Origin of the sequence: Exiguobacterium sp. s140 (assembly GCF_018617035.1) — a bacterium.
In the GTDB taxonomy this organism is placed as follows: domain Bacteria; phylum Bacillota; class Bacilli; order Exiguobacteriales; family Exiguobacteriaceae; genus Exiguobacterium; species Exiguobacterium profundum.
In genome coordinates, this window is the sequence record NZ_JACSJK010000003.1 from 189,730 (window position 1) to 208,059 (window position 18,330).

The window sequence follows — 18,330 nt, forward strand, 5'->3', positions numbered from 1 at the left end:
TGTCATTTTAATTGTATCCATAATGCTTTATTATCACAAATAAATTTTGACTATAAAACAAAAAAAAGACCGTAGAACAGTCTTTTCTATAGGTTTGCTACAATCTTTTCTCGAATCAATGAGTGCCTGTCATTCGTATTGATTCGCTTGACACTTCGATTTAACAACTCCTCATCTCCGAACATGATGGCTACCTGCTTCGCTCGTGTATAAGCGGTATACACCAAATTTTTATCCAACATCTTTTCTTGTGTCGGATGTACGGGAATGATGACGATTGGGGCTTCGCTCCCTTGTGATTTGTGAATCGTAATGGCATATGCTAATTCCAATTGTTCAATCGTCTTGTCTACATATTCAACCGATTCTTCTTTATCTGGAAATTCGACTTCGATGACAGTCTCTTCCTTTCCTGAAGACCTGCGCACAAAGATGCTCAAAATCGTACCGATATCACCATTGAAAACATCTAGGTCGTAATTGTTTTCCATTTGCATGACACGGTCACCCACCCGTAGAATCATCCCGTCAGGCTTCACGATGTCGATATATTCTGTCGGCGGATTGAACTCATATTGAATCAAACGGTTCAATTCTTCCACACCTAAATCCCCACCTCTCATAGCTGAAAGAATGAGAATGTCTTGCATCTTAAACCCTTTCTTCATAAAGCGATGCATAGACTCGATAACGTCACGTTGGATTTGTCGAGTATCTGAGCGCTGAATAAAGTAAGAATCGCCCCTTTTCGAATCAAACGTCATGCCGTCCGCATCCTTTGTCGTGAGACCTTTTATGATGGCATGGGCATTCGTCACGATTTGTGATTGTGCCGCCTGTCTAAAAATCTCGTTCAATTCAACACAAGGGATTTTTTTACTCTCAATCAGGTCACGTAGCACTAATCCCGGACCGACGGAGGGTAGTTGGTTTACATCCCCTACAAAAATGAGTCGGGTTTTATGAGAGATGTTCTGAAGAAGTTTTGAGAACAAATAGGCATCTATCATTGAACTTTCATCGATGATTGCAAAGTCCTCTGTGATAGGAGTGAGTTCTTCGGCATGACCAAACCCTTTCATCCCGAGACTACGGTGAATCGTTTCAGCTTTTTTACCTGAAAGTTCCGTCATTCGTTTAGATGCTTTCCCTGTTGGAGCCAATAGCCGAATTCTAGCTGATGGATTAATCGCTTCGATACATTTCACAATCGTATTCGTGGTTTGTGTTTTTCCGGTGCCTGGACCCCCTGTTAGAATCGAGAATCGATTCTCTAGCGCCATATAGACTGCTTCACGCTGTCTCGTAGCTAATGTAAGGAATTTTGATTCGTATTCAGTCAAGAAGTCATCGATTTGTTTACGTTCAGCAAAAGGGTTGATAAAACCTTCCTTGATTTCGATGAGTTTCTTTATGATGTTCTCCTCGATGTGATAATAGCCCGGGTCATAGACATAAGACTTTCCGTTCTCAACAGAATCCTCCGTAATCAAGAATCGTTCATTAACTAGTTCTTGCAGTAGCGCTTCGACCTCAACCTTTTCTACTCGGTTTCCATCATTATAAGGACTCACTTTAGAAAGGAATGCCCCTGACATAAAATCTTCAATCATGTCATCTTTTGGCACACAGATGTCTCCATAGCGTTCCATACGATAAGAAATGTAATATAATAGCGCTTCTCGATATCTGTTGCGATTCTCTGGGGATAATCCGAGAGCATATGCCACTTTTTCTGCATCCATGAAGTTCAATGTGTTGATTGGGCAGATAATGTATGGATTGCTCTTAATCTTTTTCACACAATCTCTCTTTAACTGATTGTAAATCGGGCTTGCTATATTCGACTCTAACGCAAGGTTTTGAAGGAACTCTACCAACAATTCGAACTCACGATGTCCCGAAAGTTTCTCATGGATGCTCAATGCCGTCAGTTCCGTAAATCCACATTCCAACAACACCTTATGGTCTTCAGAGATTTTTGAAATCGCATCGACACCTAGCGTTTTGACAATGCGCTCAGCCTTTTTCTTCCCAACACCTTTGATTTTTCGTTTAATAAAATCAATCACTTGAGATTCGACTTGTGGAAGTGTTGAAGTAGGCACTTCTGTCAATTCGATGAAGCGACCGAACGTAGGGTGGACTGAAATCATCCCCTCTCCTTCATAAACGTCACCCACGAATGGAGAAACCATTTTCCCTTGTACTGTCATTTCTTTTGGTAAAGGTTCACCGGTCTTGTTGCTCGACATGAGTTTTGCTTTGACAATGGCATATTTGGAACTAGCGTTCATATACATAACTTTTTTGATTTCGAATCGAACCATAAAAGAATTGTCCTGTCCGGCGTGCTTCGCCTTTCCAATCATCTCATTCATCTGCATCCACTCCTCATTAACGTTAAACCAATTATAATTTTTGACTATAGTCAAAATCAAATTTACCCGTGTCTATCTATGAAAAAAATTCTTCCAAACGGATTGTAGTCAACAGGCTGGTTTTTCAATGCAGTCTATCGGTTTATGTTTCGGGAAAGTTGCGTGAGTGCAACTTCTTCAAACTATGCTTCGGACGTATGCAGGTATTAAAGATTGTTCAGATGATTAGAATAACGCTAGATGAAGCGTCTCTCCTATTTGGGGAGCCAGAAAAAAAGGAGGTAGCGATATGAAAAAGTATGCCATTTTATTAGCCGAGGAACGTGAAACCATCACATCCTTATTGAAGCGTGCAATCAATGACAGTCCAACTCATGACAGAACAGACAACTTATACATTGCCCACAATGCGTCAGACTTGGAGAAGTATCTGGATTACGAGCCGTCGATTCTTCTGTTGTCCAGTACCTTCTCAGAAAAAGACCACAATGAACACATAGTGTCCATTTTGACGAAACATCCGAGACTGAAGGTCATCTCACTTCACCACCGATACTCAGAAAGAAGTCCTTTGAAGCATGGCGCTTTTGCAGTCATAGACAAACCCGTTCGGAATCCTGTCCTGTGGGCAAAAATCAAGGAATCTATGGACGCTCTTGATGCGGAAGGAATGTCGAGTGAATTAAATTTTGAATCTGAGACAGATAGCAACTTCATTCTGCTCGACGTAGAAGAAGAGGAAACCATTGAAACGCCTGATTCGTTTCATGTGGAACATCAGAAATCCGTTTTGTTTCACGTGGAACCAGAAGACTCATTTCATGTGAAACATGAAGTTGATACGAATCAATCCGTGGAGCCGAAAGCTTCTAGCGATACTCCGTTCATTGTTGATGATGGTGACGATTTTGACCCATTTGCGACACCACCTGCACCAAAGCCAACAAAGAATACTCGTAACGAACCAACAATTCTTATTCTGGACGACGAAGAGGATACTGCCCCTTTAAATGTCGTTCATAAAGAAACGACATCATTAAAAAACGAGACAATGATGTATACAGAGGAACAGACCTTTCTCATCACTTCAGAAGCGGAGGAGGATGAATCGAATGTCGAGGTTGCTCAGCAGGATGTCGAACAACCTTCCGTCTCGATTAGCGTAGATATGGATACAGAAATGACGTCACCAGTCACCCCAATCGACATCCAACCCGTGATAGAACCACATAGAACCACCCTAGAACCAATAAGCGAAATATTTCAGGATGAAGACGCCTATGATAAGAAATCCAAATGGACAAAAGCGGATGAGGGGTTTGTATCCAAGAATGGTCAGTTCGTGACACTCGCACCACCAAGACCTCAGGTGATTAATGGGGGGGCAAGTGCCAAGCGAGTAGAGAATGAGCCATCCTTAGATGGGGGCAAGCTTTTCGGTTCCGTCAAAAGATTATTTAAAAAGTAAAACCTTAAAGGGGGAATTTAAAATGGAAAAAAATACAGAAGTACTAGAAAAGTTCGAGAAATTTATGGCGGAAGGTCGTCCGCTCGTATCGACGATTCGCATGACAAAGAATGATGCAGAGCTTGACACAGATGTATTGATGCTCGATTTCGACGGAGTGGTCGCATATGTTCCACGTGAAGAATTCGACATTCGCCCAGTTAAGAACTCATTGGTCAAATATGTTGGGAAGAAAATTCGTGTTGTTGTCAAAGAAATTCGTGAAGACGGGCTAGTCATTTGCTCACGTAAGATGCTACTTGAAGAACAGCGAGCGAAGTTACTTGAACGCATGGCTACAGGCGAAACGGTGATTGCTCGAATCAAGACTTTCACTAAGTTCGGTGCATACGTACAAGTCGATGGCATCTCATTCTTGCTCCAAAACAAACACTTCTCTGAAGACTATACGACTATCTCTGAAGTGATGCAAAAGGGAGACGAAGTCGAAATCAAGTTGCTTCGTGTCAATCAAAACGGAAACCTCTTTGCAGAGGCGGCACAGAAGTACAAGTCTGATACGGTTGTGAGCCTAGACATGTTCGAACGTGACCAGGTCGTTGTCGGTACGATTCGTAACATCAAGCCGTTCGGTGTATTCGTTTGCATCGCACCTAACCTTGATGCACTTTGCCCGACTCCGGAAGATGTGGAAATTGATATGGGTATGAAAGTTCAATTCCGTATCACGAAGGTGGCGAACGAAGAAGGTAAAGTCCGTGGTAAAATCCTTCGTGTTCTTCCTGAAGAACAAGAAGAAGAAATCTTGTAAGGCGAATCGGAACGAGGTGGTGAGGGACAACTTGTCCCTTGCCTCTTTTCAAACAAGGAGGGGATTATAGATGAGTTTCAATTATGTAAAACAAAAAGATGAAGGAAACATTTCAAAGATTCCGAATGATTACCGACAAACGTTTCGATATCCGTTCGCCGTGACAAGTGTTTCTAAGAATTCCGTCATCAAGATGAAAGTCGATGGCACACTCACTGAGCGAGACATCAAGATTGTACATTTCTTGTTCAAGCATACTTTTGCAACAGCATTGCAGATTCAAAAGTTCTTCAATGCAGAGGACAACTATCAGAGCATCAAGAACCGCTTGGAGAAGCTTGTTCAATACCGACTTATCAACGTGTTCTCGTTGGGGCAGGTTGAAACGGAACGCCTAGAGCCGGATGCCTTGATGATTTATTGCTTAGACTTTGGTGGCAAATATATCGTTTCTCACTTCACAAATGAAGACACTAGCGATTGGTTCTCGCATGTGAATATCAAGGGGTCTGAAAATGTGGCACGAGACCTCATGATTACTGATTTTTACCTGCAACTGATGGACTCCATCCCAGACCGTGTCGAGCATTTTAAGAAAAACCCGACTATGCGAGCAGGAGGAAACAACATTGTTCCGGCTTTCGAGTTCTCATACAAGTTCGGGTTCGAGAAGAAATATGTCGTAGGGGAGGTCGTCCGTAGCGGAGAAGCCTTTATTCAGTTTAAAGATAGGATTCAAAAGATGGAACCTCTCTTCACGACGAATGCTTGGCGAAAATTCTATGTAGATGTCGAACAACCGCCGATTTTAATCGTATTGGCAGAAGATGACTATACAGCGCTTGACTCAGGTGTTGTCGTGACGAACGGTACCGAAGTCGAACGATTTGTCCTTACGACTTCAGACCGTATTCAAAACCCATTCGGTGAAAAGGGTACCTTCTTGCGATTTATCAAACCTGAACCAGGGACGGCAAAAGATAAGCCCATGCTTGCTCAGACAGCTATCGCCGACTTCAAAGAGCAATAAAAAAGACCTCAATGAGGTCTTTTTTTGATTATAGAAACATGTTGAAATAGATTTCCATGACAATCGGAAAGCCACCTAACATCGCTGTACAGAACCCAACCATACATAACTCGAACATAATGAACGTTCGTGCATGAGGGTTAGAGCCAGTCGCACCCAACTGCATAAATAGGATAATGAAAGCAAGGATACCAGAAAGCACACCAAACGCTACGACCCCATAAACAAAAATCGTATATTCTTGATAGAAATTCGTAAGTGCTCCCCAAAGGTCTTTCGGTATCCCCATCTGCCCACCACTAGCACTGGCGAATGTGGAGCTCAACATGAAGGCGGATGCAAAAGATAGCATCCCCATTAATAGTTTTCTCGTTCTCATAATTCATCCCCTCCTTTTCTGATTTATCTTATGCAGGGAAGAGGGGAATAAACCTAAAAACGGTTCAATCCTTCATGATGGATTTGTATTAACTCCCGCATCTGTATAGGATAAGCAATAAAAAAATGAAAGGAGTGACTACCAATGGGTCACCATCTAGAGATTAAAAAACAGGATGTCATCGTTCTGTCAGACATTCATGGAAGATTCGATTTGCTTGAGACCTTGATAAAACAAGTTGAAGAGAATGAAGTGATGCTACTCCTTGGTGATTACTGTGACCGGGGGAAAGATTCACTTCAAGTCATCAAGCTAGTCAAAGAATTCGTAGAAAGCGGAAGGGCGATTGCAGTCAAAGGCAATCATGACCAGATGTTTTTAGATTTTCTGGATGACCCTTCGGCTGAGCCAGATTGGTATTTTGGTCAAGGTGGAAGGGAGACCGTTCAATCATTTTATGGAGGTAACGACATCGGATTCAACGTATCATTGCGCTACACTCCTGAAAAAATTGCACAAGACATCTTGATGATGTACCCTGAGCTGATTGATTTTTTACGAGCACTCCCGCTCACTATCGAGATGGATGGCTATCTGTTTGTCCATGCAGGAGTCAAATCACATTCTAAAGATTGGAAATCTTCGACGCTACCACAGGAGTATTTATGGATTCGTCAGGATTTCTATCTTCGTCCGAACGATACCGGGAAGCGAATTCTATTTGGGCACACAAGTGCATACCATCTCCCTTTGCACGACACACCAATCTGGGTGAACAAGGAAGGAAATCTGTTCGGCATCGATGGCGGGGCAGGAGGCTCCGGATGTCTGAACGGTGTTAGAATTCAAAACGGGAAAATTATCGGCGTCTACAAAGTATATAAGTACGACGAATGGGACTATGTGCCGTTCGAACGTTAAAACAAAAAGGAGATGATTTGAGAAATGAACGAACAAAAAGGATTGTTCATCACGTTGGAGGGTGGCGAAGGAAGTGGTAAGACTACCCTTTCTAAACGGATGAAAGAAGAATTAGAAAAGTTAGGTGTAGAAGTGGTGTGTACACGAGAGCCTGGTGGCGTTCCAGAGGCGGAAGCAATTCGTGGACTCATTATGGGAAAAGAGCTTGATTCGACGACGAATGCGTTGCTATTTGCCGCCGCAAGACGAGAACATCTACTAAAGAAGGTGTTGCCTGCACTTGAACGTGGGGCTATCGTCATCTGTGACCGCTATATTCATAGCTCATTGGTGTACCAAGGAATCGTGGGCGGGATGGGCGTCTCAGAGGTGTTTGAGATTAATAGAGTGGCAATTCAAGGTGTTCTTCCTGACTTGACCCTATATCTCGACATCGAACCGGCGCTCGGAATCGAACGAATCCATTCGAATTCAAATCGAGAAATTAACCATTTTGATGAAAAGCCATTCACCTATCATGAATCGGTTCGAGAAGGCTATCGGGCACTACCATTCTTGTATCCAGGACATTCATTTGTTGAAATCGATGCCTCAGGGAATGAAGAGACTGTCCTTCGCAATGCAATGGATAAGTTAAATGGATTAATCAAAGCAACGGTTGCTGTTTAATCGATGAAGTGAAAAAATATATAGAGAGGGAGAAAGTGTTTTGACTCACTTTCTCTTTTTTCTGTCAATTAAATTTGACAATCGTCGTCAAACTGGCTTACAGTAGACCTAAAGTACTATATGTGCACATAGATGGAGGTGGCAGAAAAGATGATGGAATCACGTTTAGAACTTTTACATGAGATGGGATACCGAATTGAATCAAAAGAGCCCCCTGTACGATTAAAGCTCCGAGAAATCATGAAAAATAAAAGAATGACTGCTTCAAAGCTAGTGAAAGAGACTGGTCTTTCCCGACAAACGCTGAATGTCATCATGAAGGGGGAACAGAACCCTCGAATCGATGTAGCGCTAAAACTCGCAGAAGTGTTGCAAGTATCTGTGGAGGATATTTTCGCCCTTAACGATTCGGCATGGGAAACGATGGTTTTACAAGATGGTCGTGCCTTGTTCTGGGATTTGGCAGGGTTGCAATTGATAGAAGGACCCGTGGTGAAACAAATTGAAGAAGCGACCGGCATCGAGCATTGGGACACTGAAAATGAGACCCTTATAAGTGAAGAAGAATTTTTGCGGATTTGGGATGAGGAATTGAAGAATCATCTGGATGAGGAAATTGAGAAAGCACGTGAAGCTCAAGTGAGTCGTCGGGATGAGAAGATTTTTCAGAAGATGGCGAGAGACACTATCGAAAAACGATTACGTGAGAAATATCCAACTCGTTTCCAACGAGTGGTTCAAACGATTCGACATGCATGACGAGAGCCTTGATAGGCTCTTTTTTATGTCCATAAAAGATAGACGCATCAATTTTTGACTATAGTCAATAATTATAATATTATTTAGTCAATATAATTTTGAACATCCGCATACCATGTCTATATAGCACATCTAGGAAGGAGGGGGCGCCAATGAAGCATCGTGCCCATAAGATTGCAGGTACGTGCGCAGGAATCATTACTGCGACAGCGCTATATTCAAAAGACATCCAAAGCGGAAACACTCTCATCGCCGTAGCACCGATGATGATTGGAGGGTATATCGGAGGTCTATTGCCCGACATTGACCATCCAAAGAGCAGGCTAGGACGCATCTTCTTCCCAATCGCTTGGGTCATCAACAAGCTTTTCGGGCATCGGGGCGCAACACATTCGTTGCTCGCACTGATTTTAGTGAGCATTCTGATTCTTATCCCAACATTTTCAATGACCGGCATGGTTGCTTTTTTGTATGCTCAATTTGCAATTGGCATCAGTGTGGGATTCGCTAGTCACCTCTTGCTTGATATGAGCACCGTGTCCGGCATCCCGCTATTGTATCCTTTTATCAGAAAATCATTTAACGTGGCGAATCTCAAAACAGGGAAGCATGATGCCCTCGTGTCTATTCTCGTCATTGTTCTGACAGCGACCACAATATATTTCTACGTATAAATCTCATAACGACACGCCGGGCTGAATAAGATATACCAATCAGTCAATACAGGTGTGTCGTTCAGTTTTGACACCATTAATTTGAAAAAGGAGATGTTTTATATGAAAAACGTGCTATGGGTTCGACCGAGTGAGACGCCTCAACGAATCGAGGAGCTGAAAGCTTTGCAGTCCTCAAAAGAACTTCGTCATCTGTCGAAGAGCGTCGTCGAGATTCTTTACAACCGTGGTTTCACCACCGTGACTGCTATTGAAGATTTCTTTGACAATGACCCGATGAAAGTTCATTCCCCGTATCTGATGATGGATATGGAGAAGGCTGTCGAGATTGTACAGGATGCTATCAATAGAGAGCTGAACATTGTCATCTATGGGGATTATGATGCAGATGGCGCATCTGCCACCTCGATTGGAGTGCTCGGATTGAGACATGCAGGGGCGAATGTGAACTACTTCATCAATAATCGTTTCAAGCATGGATATGGGTTAAATGTTTCAGGGATGGATGACCTATTGGAACGCTATCCTGATGTTGACCTAATTGTGACGGTAGACAATGGTATCGTGGCATACGAGGGAATCGAGTATGCTGTGAAGAAGGGGATTCGAGTTGTCGTAACCGACCACCACGACCCTGACCCGTCAGGAAAAATGCCGAATGCCGAAGCCATCATCAATCCAAAACGACCAGGGGATGAGTATCCGTTCAAAGGAATTTGTGGCGCAACGGTCATCTATAAATTCATGATGGCGTTATATTATGAAATGGATTTGGAATTGGACTATGTGGAAGACCTCATCGATATCGTCGGCATGGCAACAATCGGTGATGTCATGCCACTCATGGACGAGAATCGCATCTTTGTAAAAGAGGCTTTGAAACGAGTCAAGTCAGGGAAACGACCTGCTTTCGCCAAACTTGTGGAGAAGACCGGCGCATCCACGATTAATGAAGAGACATTCGGATTCTTGTTTGTCCCGATGGTCAATGCCCCGAGTCGATTGATTGGGGATATCGACCTCGCTGTAGACCTGTTCCTCTCTGAAGATGAGGAAGAAATGGAGAAATTGGTGGATGAACTGATTTCACTAAACGCTCAACGAAAAGAAATCACTGCTGAGCAAGAAGAAATTGCGATGCAAATGATTGAGAAAATGGGAGAGCAGACCGTTTATGTCTTATACAACCCTTCGTTTCACGAGGGTATTGTCGGGTTGGTGGCAGGACGTATCAAAGAAAAGTTCTATCGCCCCGCCATCGTACTGACAGAGCATAACGGTATTGCGAAAGGTTCCGGACGTTCAATTGACGGGTTCCACATCAACAATGCTTTGCATGCGAATAAAGACGCTTTGCTCAAATTCGGTGGTCATGCCGGAGCATGTGGGATGTCCGTTGACATCAACAAGATTGATGAGCTTCGTGAACGAATCAACGAGACAGCAAGCGCCCAACTCAAACAGGAAGACTTGGAACCGAAACTGGTGATTGATGCTATTGTGAATACAAAAGACCTCACCATCGATTACACGGATGAGTTGGATACACTACGTCCTTTCGGACAAGGTTTTTCAAAACCGGTTCTCAAGCTAGAATCTTTCGAAGGCAAGAAAGCCCACTACATGGGAAGCGAAAGTAATCATCTTAAACTTGAGAGCAAAGATAAAGTATCAATCATCATGTTCCGTTATGCTGAAGAGTTTAAAAAACTTGGTGAACCGATGACGGTTGACACGATTGGCTATCCGTCTTTAAACGTATTTCGTGGCGAAGTGAAAGTTCAGTTCATGGTGCAGGAAAATCATATTCGAAAATGTCATGAAACGCCTACTCGCTCCTAAATTCGTTAGCTCCTAGAAATAGGAGCTTTTTTGTATCCGACATTCTTTTTATAAGATTGCATCTATCATCGGTTATGAGAGTGCGCCAGACAATATAGGATAAAGAAAATAAAAGGATTTATATGAAAGGGTGTGGAGTACACATGGGGAAGAATAAAAAATGGATGGCGGTAGGATTGGCTACTGCTGTGACTCTATCCGGATGGACAACGGTCATGCAACCGTCAGCCGTCTATGCAGAATCAGGATTCCCGTTCAACCAAGATGCGAAAAAAGCATATGAGGCGGTACTTCCGTTAGTCATCAAGGCGGAAAAGACAAGGTCAGAGAAAGATGTCACTGCGGCTTATCAAGCATTTATCAAAATCACAGACAAACTCTCAATCGAAGATGTTTCGATTTATGAAGAAGGAAATGAATTAGATATGCTATACGAACGCTTAAAGATGACATTATATGCTATGCCTAAGACATATCAGGACAAGGAAATCCCTAAAATGGCGAACAAATGGGTTGAAGAGGTCAGAAAATCACTTAACAGTGTCATGAAATTCTACTTGATAGATTTAATTGACACAAATACGAATAAGTCGATTGATGACGAACTTAAACTTGTCAATCGCAAGCTCGATTTTTATATGACAGTCAAAGACCCTACGGTCAAGCTACCAGAAGATTGGGACAATTCGTTGGATGATATGTATGATGACTATGTAAAAGATGAGCAAAAACCTGTATCGGAAGGTAGTGTTAAACCCCCTGGTGCAGGAACGCCCGGAAATAAACCAAACTCCAATGCGAGCAATTCTATTCCAGACTTCAATCAGACAGGTGGGGGAACAGAACAAGTCCAAATCGGAGACACTTGGTATGAGGTGAGTTATTCCTATGTAAATGGGAAGGTCGTTCAAACCGGTAAAAAGAAATTAAGTCGTGAAAGTCACCCTTATCTGTATGGATATTCAGCGACTTCAATTAAAGGTAATGACTCCCAAGCTTCAGAAAAGAACCCATTCTTGTCAATTGATAAAACTAAACTTGACTACCTGACGAACGACCAAAATGCAGAGTCGGAATATACCATTCAGTATTCTCTCGACAAGCAATCAGAAAATCCGTACTATTTCGACACAGGGTTACGAGTAGATAAAAATATGAATGCAAACTATGAACAGTATAAAGATGTACTTTATCAAATTGCAGTCAAGTCTGGTGGGTATGTTGTTGAAGACAACGGAAGAGTCCTGATTGTCATCGACAAGAAACCGATTGTGGTGAAAGACATCAAGAAAAACTATTCGGAAAGAGAAATCGAAAAATTGTTTGAAGAATTCCCGAACATCGACATTCGAATCTTTAAAACTCGAATCGGATTAAGTACATCTCTCGAACAGCAAGTCGTAAGTAAACAAGCCAAAACGGTAAGCATCGATGGGAAGAAGATGGAAATGTCTAATTCACCGATTGTACGTGACAATCGTGTCTTGCTTCCGTTAAAAGAAGTGTCCGAAGCATTGGGTGCAACAGTTGAACAGCAAGAAGATAAATTCATTGTCCGCAAAGGTGAGGCAAGTGTGGTCTATCAACTGAAGAGTACGTTTGTCACATCAAAAGGAAAGAAAGTCGATATCGGCATCGCTCCTGATGTCAAAGAAGCGACACTTTTTGTTGAAATGAACGAACTTTCAAAAGCATTCGACTATATCCTTCTATGGGACGCAGACAGCTCCGAATTATCATTCAACAAAAATTAATTCATAACGAAAACGGGCGAGAGTCCGTTTTTTTGTATGTACAATTATGTTTTGACTATATGTTAAATACAATTAGATATATTGAAGAAAGAGAGGTGTCGAGTGTTTTAGTAAAAAAAACTTGACTAATTGGAAAAGGATGCTTATACTGTAATCAAGTAAACTATATGGAATTTCGAGAGGATGAAAATAGATGGAAAAGTCAAATTTCAAGAAAAAAATGGCAGTTGTAGTCATGTCGCTTGGGCTTCTCACTGGTGGTATTTTTGCAGGGCAAGAATTAGCCAAAGATGATTCTCCCGTTGTGAGACATGCGGCGACCACAACTAAATTCAAGACGAAAACTTATCAGACGACAGCAAATCTGATTGTACGAAGTGGAGCCTCTACTAAGTATAAAGCGATTACTAAAATCCCTAAGGGAGCCAAGGTCACGTCAAGCCTCAGAATCGGAAACTGGTACAAGGTGACATACAAAGGGAAAACCGGTTACTCTTATGGAAGCTATCTGAAAGAAGTGAAAGCGTCAACAGTAAGTAAGAATTCATCGACTTCGGTGTCTTACAAGACAACTCGTTCACTTGCTTTGAAGTCTGGGCGTAGTACCAAATATAAGACACTCACAACCATTCCGAAAGGTAAGTCTGTTAAGTACGTGAAGGCATACGGTTCTTGGACAAAAGTCTCATACGGTTCGAAGACTGGGTACGTTCCGACGAAATATATCTCTAAAGGGACAACCGCATCGAAACCATCGACTTCGGTGTCTTACAAGACAACTCGTTCACTTGCTTTGAAATCTGGACGTAGTAGCAAATATAAGACACTCACGACGATTCCTAAAGGCAAGTCTGTGACTTTCCTCAAAGCTTACGGCTCTTGGACACAAGTCAAGTACGGTGCGAAAACAGGATATGTCCCTACTAAGTATGTCTATGACCCGAAAAAGGTAAAACCAACTCCAACACCTAAACCAACGAACAATTTGTCTGCTGTTGAAAAGGCAAAATTATTCGAAACGGTATTTAAACGTGAGTCAGGTTCGGTTGATGGTCAATTCAAGCTCAACCATACGGTCAAACAGACCGGAGACGTGATGAATTTCGGTTCTTCAGGAATGGTTTTCTCCGAAAATCGAGGGGTCATGTTCTTTGACCGAACGAATTACAATGCGGCTTATGAGCGTTCAGATGTATTTGGAAAGGAAGTTCAAGAAGAGTACAAACTTTGGTACGACAAATATAACTCGGCTATCAAGGTTTATGTGACGGCTACAGCAGGAGCGGGACATTATGATGCATTTCGTAAGGAATTTGAAAAATTCGCTTACAACGCCGGTTCCGGACGAACGATTGTAGTCAAAACATTCGGTGGAAAGGCATTCGAATTCGAAGCATTTGGCTCTTCTCTTCGAATTGAAACAAAATAAGTAACGTAACGGTATCGATTCGGTACCGTTTTTTTTGTGGTTGAACAACTAAATAGTGAATACTCTATCCTCCACTATATAGAATAAGAAAGATTATAAAAAGGATGGAGGGAATTACATGAATACAACAATTAAAAAATCACTCCTTACTGGAGCTGTGTTTACTTTGGCATTGTCTGGACACTCCACTCCAACCATGGCGAAGGATTATATCAATGGCGGAGACTCATCACTTATTCCGCACCCGTGGGATAAGACCGCAATGGCGTTCATTAAAAAAAATGAACGTGCTGAGTGGTATTCAAAACTAGGAAGTCCATTGGTATACAAGACATACAAAAACGGAGTCTATTTTTATTCCCCAGTACGCCCACGTGACGTGAAGACCGGCTTGTCTAACTATTCCGGTGTGTATGAGAATGTCAAAACCAAAAAAGCAGGAAATGTCAGCGCATGGACGACCAGTGGTCTACTTGCCTCTAAAAGCAATCACAACTTTAAAACAAAAGCTAAGTCGGTTGCGAGTGTGAAAAAGGGAACTGCAGGCGGTTTTGTTTCAAGTGTAAACATGGATACAACAGGGAGTTTCGCAGGTCGGTTCGGTGAGTGGCGTTACCTCGGTTACAGCTCTGATGCGACAACGACTGGGAATGCCTTCTTCCCTGAGGATTATGGCTACAACTATCATCCTTTCAGCTATCCTTATGTCACGAAACCTTGGCAGAGCTCAAAATTACCGAACTATGTCCCTGGTTCAAAATTTGACACCGCACGTCGTATCACACAATCGATGATTAATGCTGAGAAAGACCCTCAGAAACGAGATAAATTGGAAGAAGAGAAGAAGCACTACGACATGAAATATAACCTTGTCAAGAAACTTCTAGACCAGAACCCTGCTATGAAATCCCATAAAGGCAAAAACTATTCCGTCTCGTACTGGATGGAACGTCTCTCGTTGACGGCTCCGGCACTTCATAATACCGGATTCTTACGAGGAATTTGGAATGTAAGTTCTTCAAGCAATCCTGTCTATCGTTACATGGAATATGCGGTAATCAATGACGTTGAACAACGAAATATGATGATTACACGTATGGAAGTAATCGAGAAGAGCACAGGAGATGTGGTAGGGGTGTACACAAATACAACCCCAGGGAAACGAACCGGACAAGTTTCGTATCGTGGAGAGAAAGTACTTTACACTCAAACAAAGTACGACCTTAAAGTAACAGTCAAAAACTTGAACAATACCGCTACCCGATTGTCGCAATCAGTCATTGAGACAGGGTTCAAGAAGAACTATGACCCAACCATTTCTTATCCATCGAACTTCCGTGGTAAAAACGGCAACGAGTTCTTGAAAGCGGTGAAAGGAAGTAAAATTCCGGCGAAAGGGTCGATGAACTTCTATTTAAGAGACATCGTCATCCCTGATGACCAAGCGGATAGCTCTGTCATGTTGACAGGTCTTATCGGAGCTGACCATCGCAAAGAATCACAAGACAATCTAAACACGGATGATGATGCGGCAATCCTCCCAATTGCAGTTAAAGCGAAACCAGGGGATATGGAAATGGAGAAGATTGAGTTAATCGGTGAAAATGGCAATGTCGTTGCACAACCCATCCCTGGTGAGAAGTATCGTGTACGCTACACTTATGAATATAACGGTGGAGACATTCGATATGCAGACTACGAGAAGAAGAAAGATAAGGACGGGAACGTCTATTACGAGTTCAAGAAATGGATTTATCCTTATGTCCGACTTTCTGTCGCATCAAACATCGAACGTAAATTGCCACGTGGAGCTTCCGATTATTCTCAAGAAGTTATCACCTTGAACAAACAAGTTCGAAATGGTCAGAAGTTTACCTTCACAACGAAGGAAGCTGTGTTGTATGAAAACCCATATGTAAAAGCTACTGGCGACTTTGAAATCTCGGATGGATACAGTAGATATAATCAAGGGAACGATGTTCATACGAAGACATGGCAACGACCATATGATTATGGCGTCGAGAACCTTCAGGTCGTCCCTCGTACAGAACGTTCTGCAACAGGAGATAAGATGAAAGTTGCCGTCAGCTTCACTCTGACTCAAGACGCTCCTTCAGAAGCGGTCAAGAAAAACTTCCAAGAAGACATCGATTTCTCTGTGACACTTGATGGGAAGACAGAGTACTTCTCAGAACATGTCGTAGAAGGGAAAAATAAAAACATCGTAATTGAAATGGATGCTGACGTGAAGCCTCACGATTGGATGGCGGCTACCGTTCACATCAATGATACCGACGATGCTTGGGAGTATTCTAAGACGAAAGATGTCAAAGCTAACAACAAAGCATCAACACTTGGAAATCTTGGGCTCATCTCGTTGCCTAAGGGAGACAATTACGGGAATGCCAATACTTCCGGATATGTATCTGGATATATGCTTTCACCTAGCGATGAAGAATGGGTACGCAACACTTCATCTTCATGGACTCAAGAATACAACGTGACAAGCTTCAAGGGAGAGCGTATCCCATATCGTTCGAAGAGCGGAAACGAGTATGTCTTCACGAAATATGTGAACAAACCGAACGTTTCTATCAAACGAGTTGAACAAGAAGAATCTTACAAGATTCAGCGTGTTCTATTCCGCTCGAAATTCACGAAAGACAACCGTGAACAGCTCGGAGCAGATGCTAAAGGTTGGGTTGATATGCTAACAGCTTCTAGACTTCCTCGAATCAAAGCCGGTTACGGGTACGAGCTCAAGGTTGAAGTCGCTTATAAGACGAACGCATTCAGCACACAACCATCAGCGGTGGCGATTCCTAACTTCCAAAATCGCTTGAAGAGAACTGGCGAAGGTGTATCGGTACGCCCGTTCAACGTAGAACCAAACATTCCAAAAGACATTTTCATCAAGGCACCAGGTCTAGACAAAGCACTTTCAGTCTCAGGTGCTAATGGAACAGCTCCAATGTTGGTCTTAGATGAGAAGGCAAGTGAACTTGGGAACGTTGAGAATCAATTGTTTGTCTATAAACTTAAGACAACAAGCGACATGGGTATCACTGAACCAGGGAAGTTGTATATTGGAGAAGATGTGAAGGATGGCGAGTATAAACTCGAAGTCTGGACTCCTCAAATCAATGGTGTGCCAACTAAAAATCTTGATGAAGTAAATGGTTTGAGTGTCTATGAGCCAAATCTATTAGGCGATAATCATGACCTTCGTTTTGAAGTGAAAGGGTCAGCAACTGATGACCTTGTGGACAGCATTATCCAGTAACACTCGATGTATGCCAATAAAGGAGGATGAATGATGATTTCATCCTTCTTTTTGTCTGTCCAATAACGAATTGTCACATTAAATGGCATAGAATATCACGAGAGAATATATGAATGACAACATAGACAAAAGGGAGTGGGTAAAATGACAAAAAAAATCAAAGAGGGTTTGATTGTGGAATGTGGTTCGATGTTTAGTGGCAAGAGTGATGCGATTAGGCGAAAGGGGAAACGCTATGAATATGCCGGATTGCGCACCATCTTTATAAAACCACAATTGGACAATCGTTACAGCGAAACATATCTCATGACACATGATGGCAACAAGGTGCTTGCAACAAGCGTCTGTGAACATTTAAGTATCATTGAAATGGATGAAGTGAAATCTGCAGATGTCGTCCTGGTTGACGAAATCCAGTTCTTTTCTAGCAATATCATATCAGATATTCAATCATTGATTCAGATGGGGAAGCGTGTCTATGTTGCGGGTCTGGATTTGGATTTCAAAGGGAATCCGTTTTACGTCACGCAACAGCTGATGAGTATAGCCGATGAGGTGAATAAACACAAAGCAGTTTGTATGGGATGCGGTGAGGATGCCTATATAAGTCACAAGAAGATACCCAACGATAAAATAGTCGAGCTTGGTCATAGTGATTTATACGAGGCACTGTGTCGCCATTGTTACGACTCTAAAAAAGAAAAATAATGAAAGGAAGGATGTATCATGTATAGAAAAGAGAAAACGATACATCAATTGAAAAAAGATGTCCTGTTAGCCTATCTCAGAAAGAAGACTCCAGGTTTGAGTGAAGCATCTCTCCAATATCTAGATGCAGAGTACGAAAAAAACCGTGAAGCACTCGAAAAGGAGATTGCTAAGGCGAATCGTGAATATATACAGCAATAAGAAAAGAGACCTCAATGTAAG

15 protein-coding genes are annotated in these 18,330 nt (G+C 42.3%); 13 read left to right on the forward strand and 2 right to left on the reverse strand.

Annotated elements, in window-relative coordinates; translation table 11 throughout:
* Positions 1–86 precede the first annotated feature (86 nt).
* Positions 87–2,381, reverse strand: coding sequence for an SF1B family DNA helicase RecD2 (gene recD2 / locus KNO61_RS11970; RefSeq protein WP_214873462.1), 2,295 nt, complete (start codon positions 2,379–2,381; stop codon positions 87–89).
* 289 nt (positions 2,382–2,670) lie between these two features.
* Here recD2 and KNO61_RS11975 point away from each other — a divergent pair, with 289 nt between their 5' ends.
* The 3 genes from KNO61_RS11975 (at position 2,671) to KNO61_RS11985 (ending at position 5,690) form a co-directional block, all read left to right on the forward strand.
* Positions 2,671–3,849: a hypothetical protein gene (locus KNO61_RS11975; RefSeq protein WP_214873464.1), complete on the forward strand. Its 1,179-nt coding sequence runs from the start codon at positions 2,671–2,673 to the stop codon at positions 3,847–3,849.
* A gap of 22 nt (positions 3,850–3,871) precedes the next feature.
* Positions 3,872–4,660 (forward strand): S1 RNA-binding domain-containing protein, encoded by a 789-nt coding sequence (locus tag KNO61_RS11980; RefSeq protein WP_214873466.1) that lies wholly within the window; start codon positions 3,872–3,874, stop codon positions 4,658–4,660.
* A gap of 70 nt (positions 4,661–4,730) precedes the next feature.
* Positions 4,731–5,690 (forward strand): hypothetical protein, encoded by a 960-nt coding sequence (locus KNO61_RS11985; RefSeq protein ID WP_214688447.1) that lies wholly within the window; start codon positions 4,731–4,733, stop codon positions 5,688–5,690.
* 28 nt (positions 5,691–5,718) lie between these two features.
* On the opposite strand, the gene KNO61_RS11990 is transcribed toward KNO61_RS11985, so the two are convergent.
* On the reverse strand, positions 5,719–6,069 hold the full coding sequence (locus KNO61_RS11990; RefSeq protein ID WP_214688445.1) for a hypothetical protein: 351 nt from the start codon (positions 6,067–6,069) through the stop codon (positions 5,719–5,721).
* 144 nt (positions 6,070–6,213) lie between these two features.
* On the opposite strand from KNO61_RS11990, the gene KNO61_RS11995 reads away from it, so the two are divergent.
* The 10 genes from KNO61_RS11995 (at position 6,214) to KNO61_RS12040 (ending at position 18,309) form a co-directional block, all read left to right on the forward strand.
* Positions 6,214–6,990 (forward strand): metallophosphoesterase, encoded by a 777-nt coding sequence (locus tag KNO61_RS11995; RefSeq protein WP_214873468.1) that lies wholly within the window; start codon positions 6,214–6,216, stop codon positions 6,988–6,990.
* A gap of 24 nt (positions 6,991–7,014) precedes the next feature.
* On the forward strand, positions 7,015–7,659 hold the full coding sequence (tmk, locus tag KNO61_RS12000) for a dTMP kinase (protein ID WP_214688441.1): 645 nt from the start codon (positions 7,015–7,017) through the stop codon (positions 7,657–7,659).
* Between the two features lie 150 nt (positions 7,660–7,809).
* Complete coding sequence (locus KNO61_RS12005) at positions 7,810–8,418, forward strand: helix-turn-helix transcriptional regulator (protein WP_251030833.1); 609 nt, start codon at positions 7,810–7,812, stop codon at positions 8,416–8,418.
* Between the two features lie 152 nt (positions 8,419–8,570).
* A complete protein-coding gene (locus tag KNO61_RS12010) occupies positions 8,571–9,092 on the forward strand; it encodes a metal-dependent hydrolase (RefSeq protein ID WP_214873470.1) in 522 nt (173 codons plus the stop codon).
* Positions 9,093–9,194: 102 nt separating this feature from the next.
* Positions 9,195–10,934 carry a single-stranded-DNA-specific exonuclease RecJ gene (gene recJ / locus KNO61_RS12015; RefSeq protein WP_251030834.1) on the forward strand — a complete coding sequence of 580 codons (1,740 nt, stop codon included), beginning with the start codon at positions 9,195–9,197 and terminating at the stop codon, positions 10,932–10,934.
* 143 nt (positions 10,935–11,077) lie between these two features.
* Positions 11,078–12,688 (forward strand): stalk domain-containing protein, encoded by a 1,611-nt coding sequence (locus KNO61_RS12020; RefSeq protein ID WP_214688437.1) that lies wholly within the window; start codon positions 11,078–11,080, stop codon positions 12,686–12,688.
* A gap of 193 nt (positions 12,689–12,881) precedes the next feature.
* The gene (locus tag KNO61_RS12025) at positions 12,882–14,117 is read left to right on the forward strand and encodes an SH3 domain-containing protein (RefSeq protein WP_214873472.1); all 1,236 of its coding nucleotides are present in this window, start codon (positions 12,882–12,884) and stop codon (positions 14,115–14,117) included.
* Positions 14,118–14,235: 118 nt separating this feature from the next.
* Positions 14,236–17,400 carry a hypothetical protein gene (locus KNO61_RS12030; RefSeq protein ID WP_214873474.1) on the forward strand — a complete coding sequence of 1,055 codons (3,165 nt, stop codon included), beginning with the start codon at positions 14,236–14,238 and terminating at the stop codon, positions 17,398–17,400.
* A 144-nt stretch (positions 17,401–17,544) separates the two neighbouring features.
* A complete protein-coding gene (locus tag KNO61_RS12035) occupies positions 17,545–18,108 on the forward strand; it encodes a thymidine kinase (protein ID WP_214873476.1) in 564 nt (187 codons plus the stop codon).
* A gap of 18 nt (positions 18,109–18,126) precedes the next feature.
* On the forward strand, positions 18,127–18,309 hold the full coding sequence (locus KNO61_RS12040; protein WP_214688431.1) for a hypothetical protein: 183 nt from the start codon (positions 18,127–18,129) through the stop codon (positions 18,307–18,309).
* Positions 18,310–18,330 lie beyond the last annotated feature (21 nt).

Bases quoted from the DNA above. Each gene is read 5' to 3' on its own strand.
- tmk (WP_214688441.1), top strand. From the start codon at position 7,015: ATGAACGAACAAAAAGGATTGTTCATCACGTTGGAGGGTGGCGAAGGA.
- KNO61_RS11980 (WP_214873466.1), top strand. From the start codon at position 3,872: ATGGAAAAAAATACAGAAGTACTAGAAAAGTTCGAGAAATTTATGGCG.
- KNO61_RS12035 (WP_214873476.1), top strand. From the start codon at position 17,545: ATGACAAAAAAAATCAAAGAGGGTTTGATTGTGGAATGTGGTTCGATG.
- KNO61_RS12040 (WP_214688431.1), top strand. From the start codon at position 18,127: ATGTATAGAAAAGAGAAAACGATACATCAATTGAAAAAAGATGTCCTG.
- KNO61_RS11990 (WP_214688445.1), bottom strand. From the start codon at position 6,069: ATGAGAACGAGAAAACTATTAATGGGGATGCTATCTTTTGCATCCGCC.
- KNO61_RS11975 (WP_214873464.1), top strand. From the start codon at position 2,671: ATGAAAAAGTATGCCATTTTATTAGCCGAGGAACGTGAAACCATCACA.
- recJ (WP_251030834.1), top strand. From the start codon at position 9,195: ATGAAAAACGTGCTATGGGTTCGACCGAGTGAGACGCCTCAACGAATC.
- KNO61_RS12030 (WP_214873474.1), top strand. From the start codon at position 14,236: ATGAATACAACAATTAAAAAATCACTCCTTACTGGAGCTGTGTTTACT.
- KNO61_RS12025 (WP_214873472.1), top strand. From the start codon at position 12,882: ATGGAAAAGTCAAATTTCAAGAAAAAAATGGCAGTTGTAGTCATGTCG.
- KNO61_RS12010 (WP_214873470.1), top strand. From the start codon at position 8,571: ATGAAGCATCGTGCCCATAAGATTGCAGGTACGTGCGCAGGAATCATT.
- KNO61_RS12005 (WP_251030833.1), top strand. From the start codon at position 7,810: ATGATGGAATCACGTTTAGAACTTTTACATGAGATGGGATACCGAATT.
- KNO61_RS12020 (WP_214688437.1), top strand. From the start codon at position 11,078: ATGGGGAAGAATAAAAAATGGATGGCGGTAGGATTGGCTACTGCTGTG.
- KNO61_RS11995 (WP_214873468.1), top strand. From the start codon at position 6,214: ATGGGTCACCATCTAGAGATTAAAAAACAGGATGTCATCGTTCTGTCA.
- KNO61_RS11985 (WP_214688447.1), top strand. From the start codon at position 4,731: ATGAGTTTCAATTATGTAAAACAAAAAGATGAAGGAAACATTTCAAAG.
- recD2 (WP_214873462.1), bottom strand. From the start codon at position 2,381: ATGAATGAGATGATTGGAAAGGCGAAGCACGCCGGACAGGACAATTCT.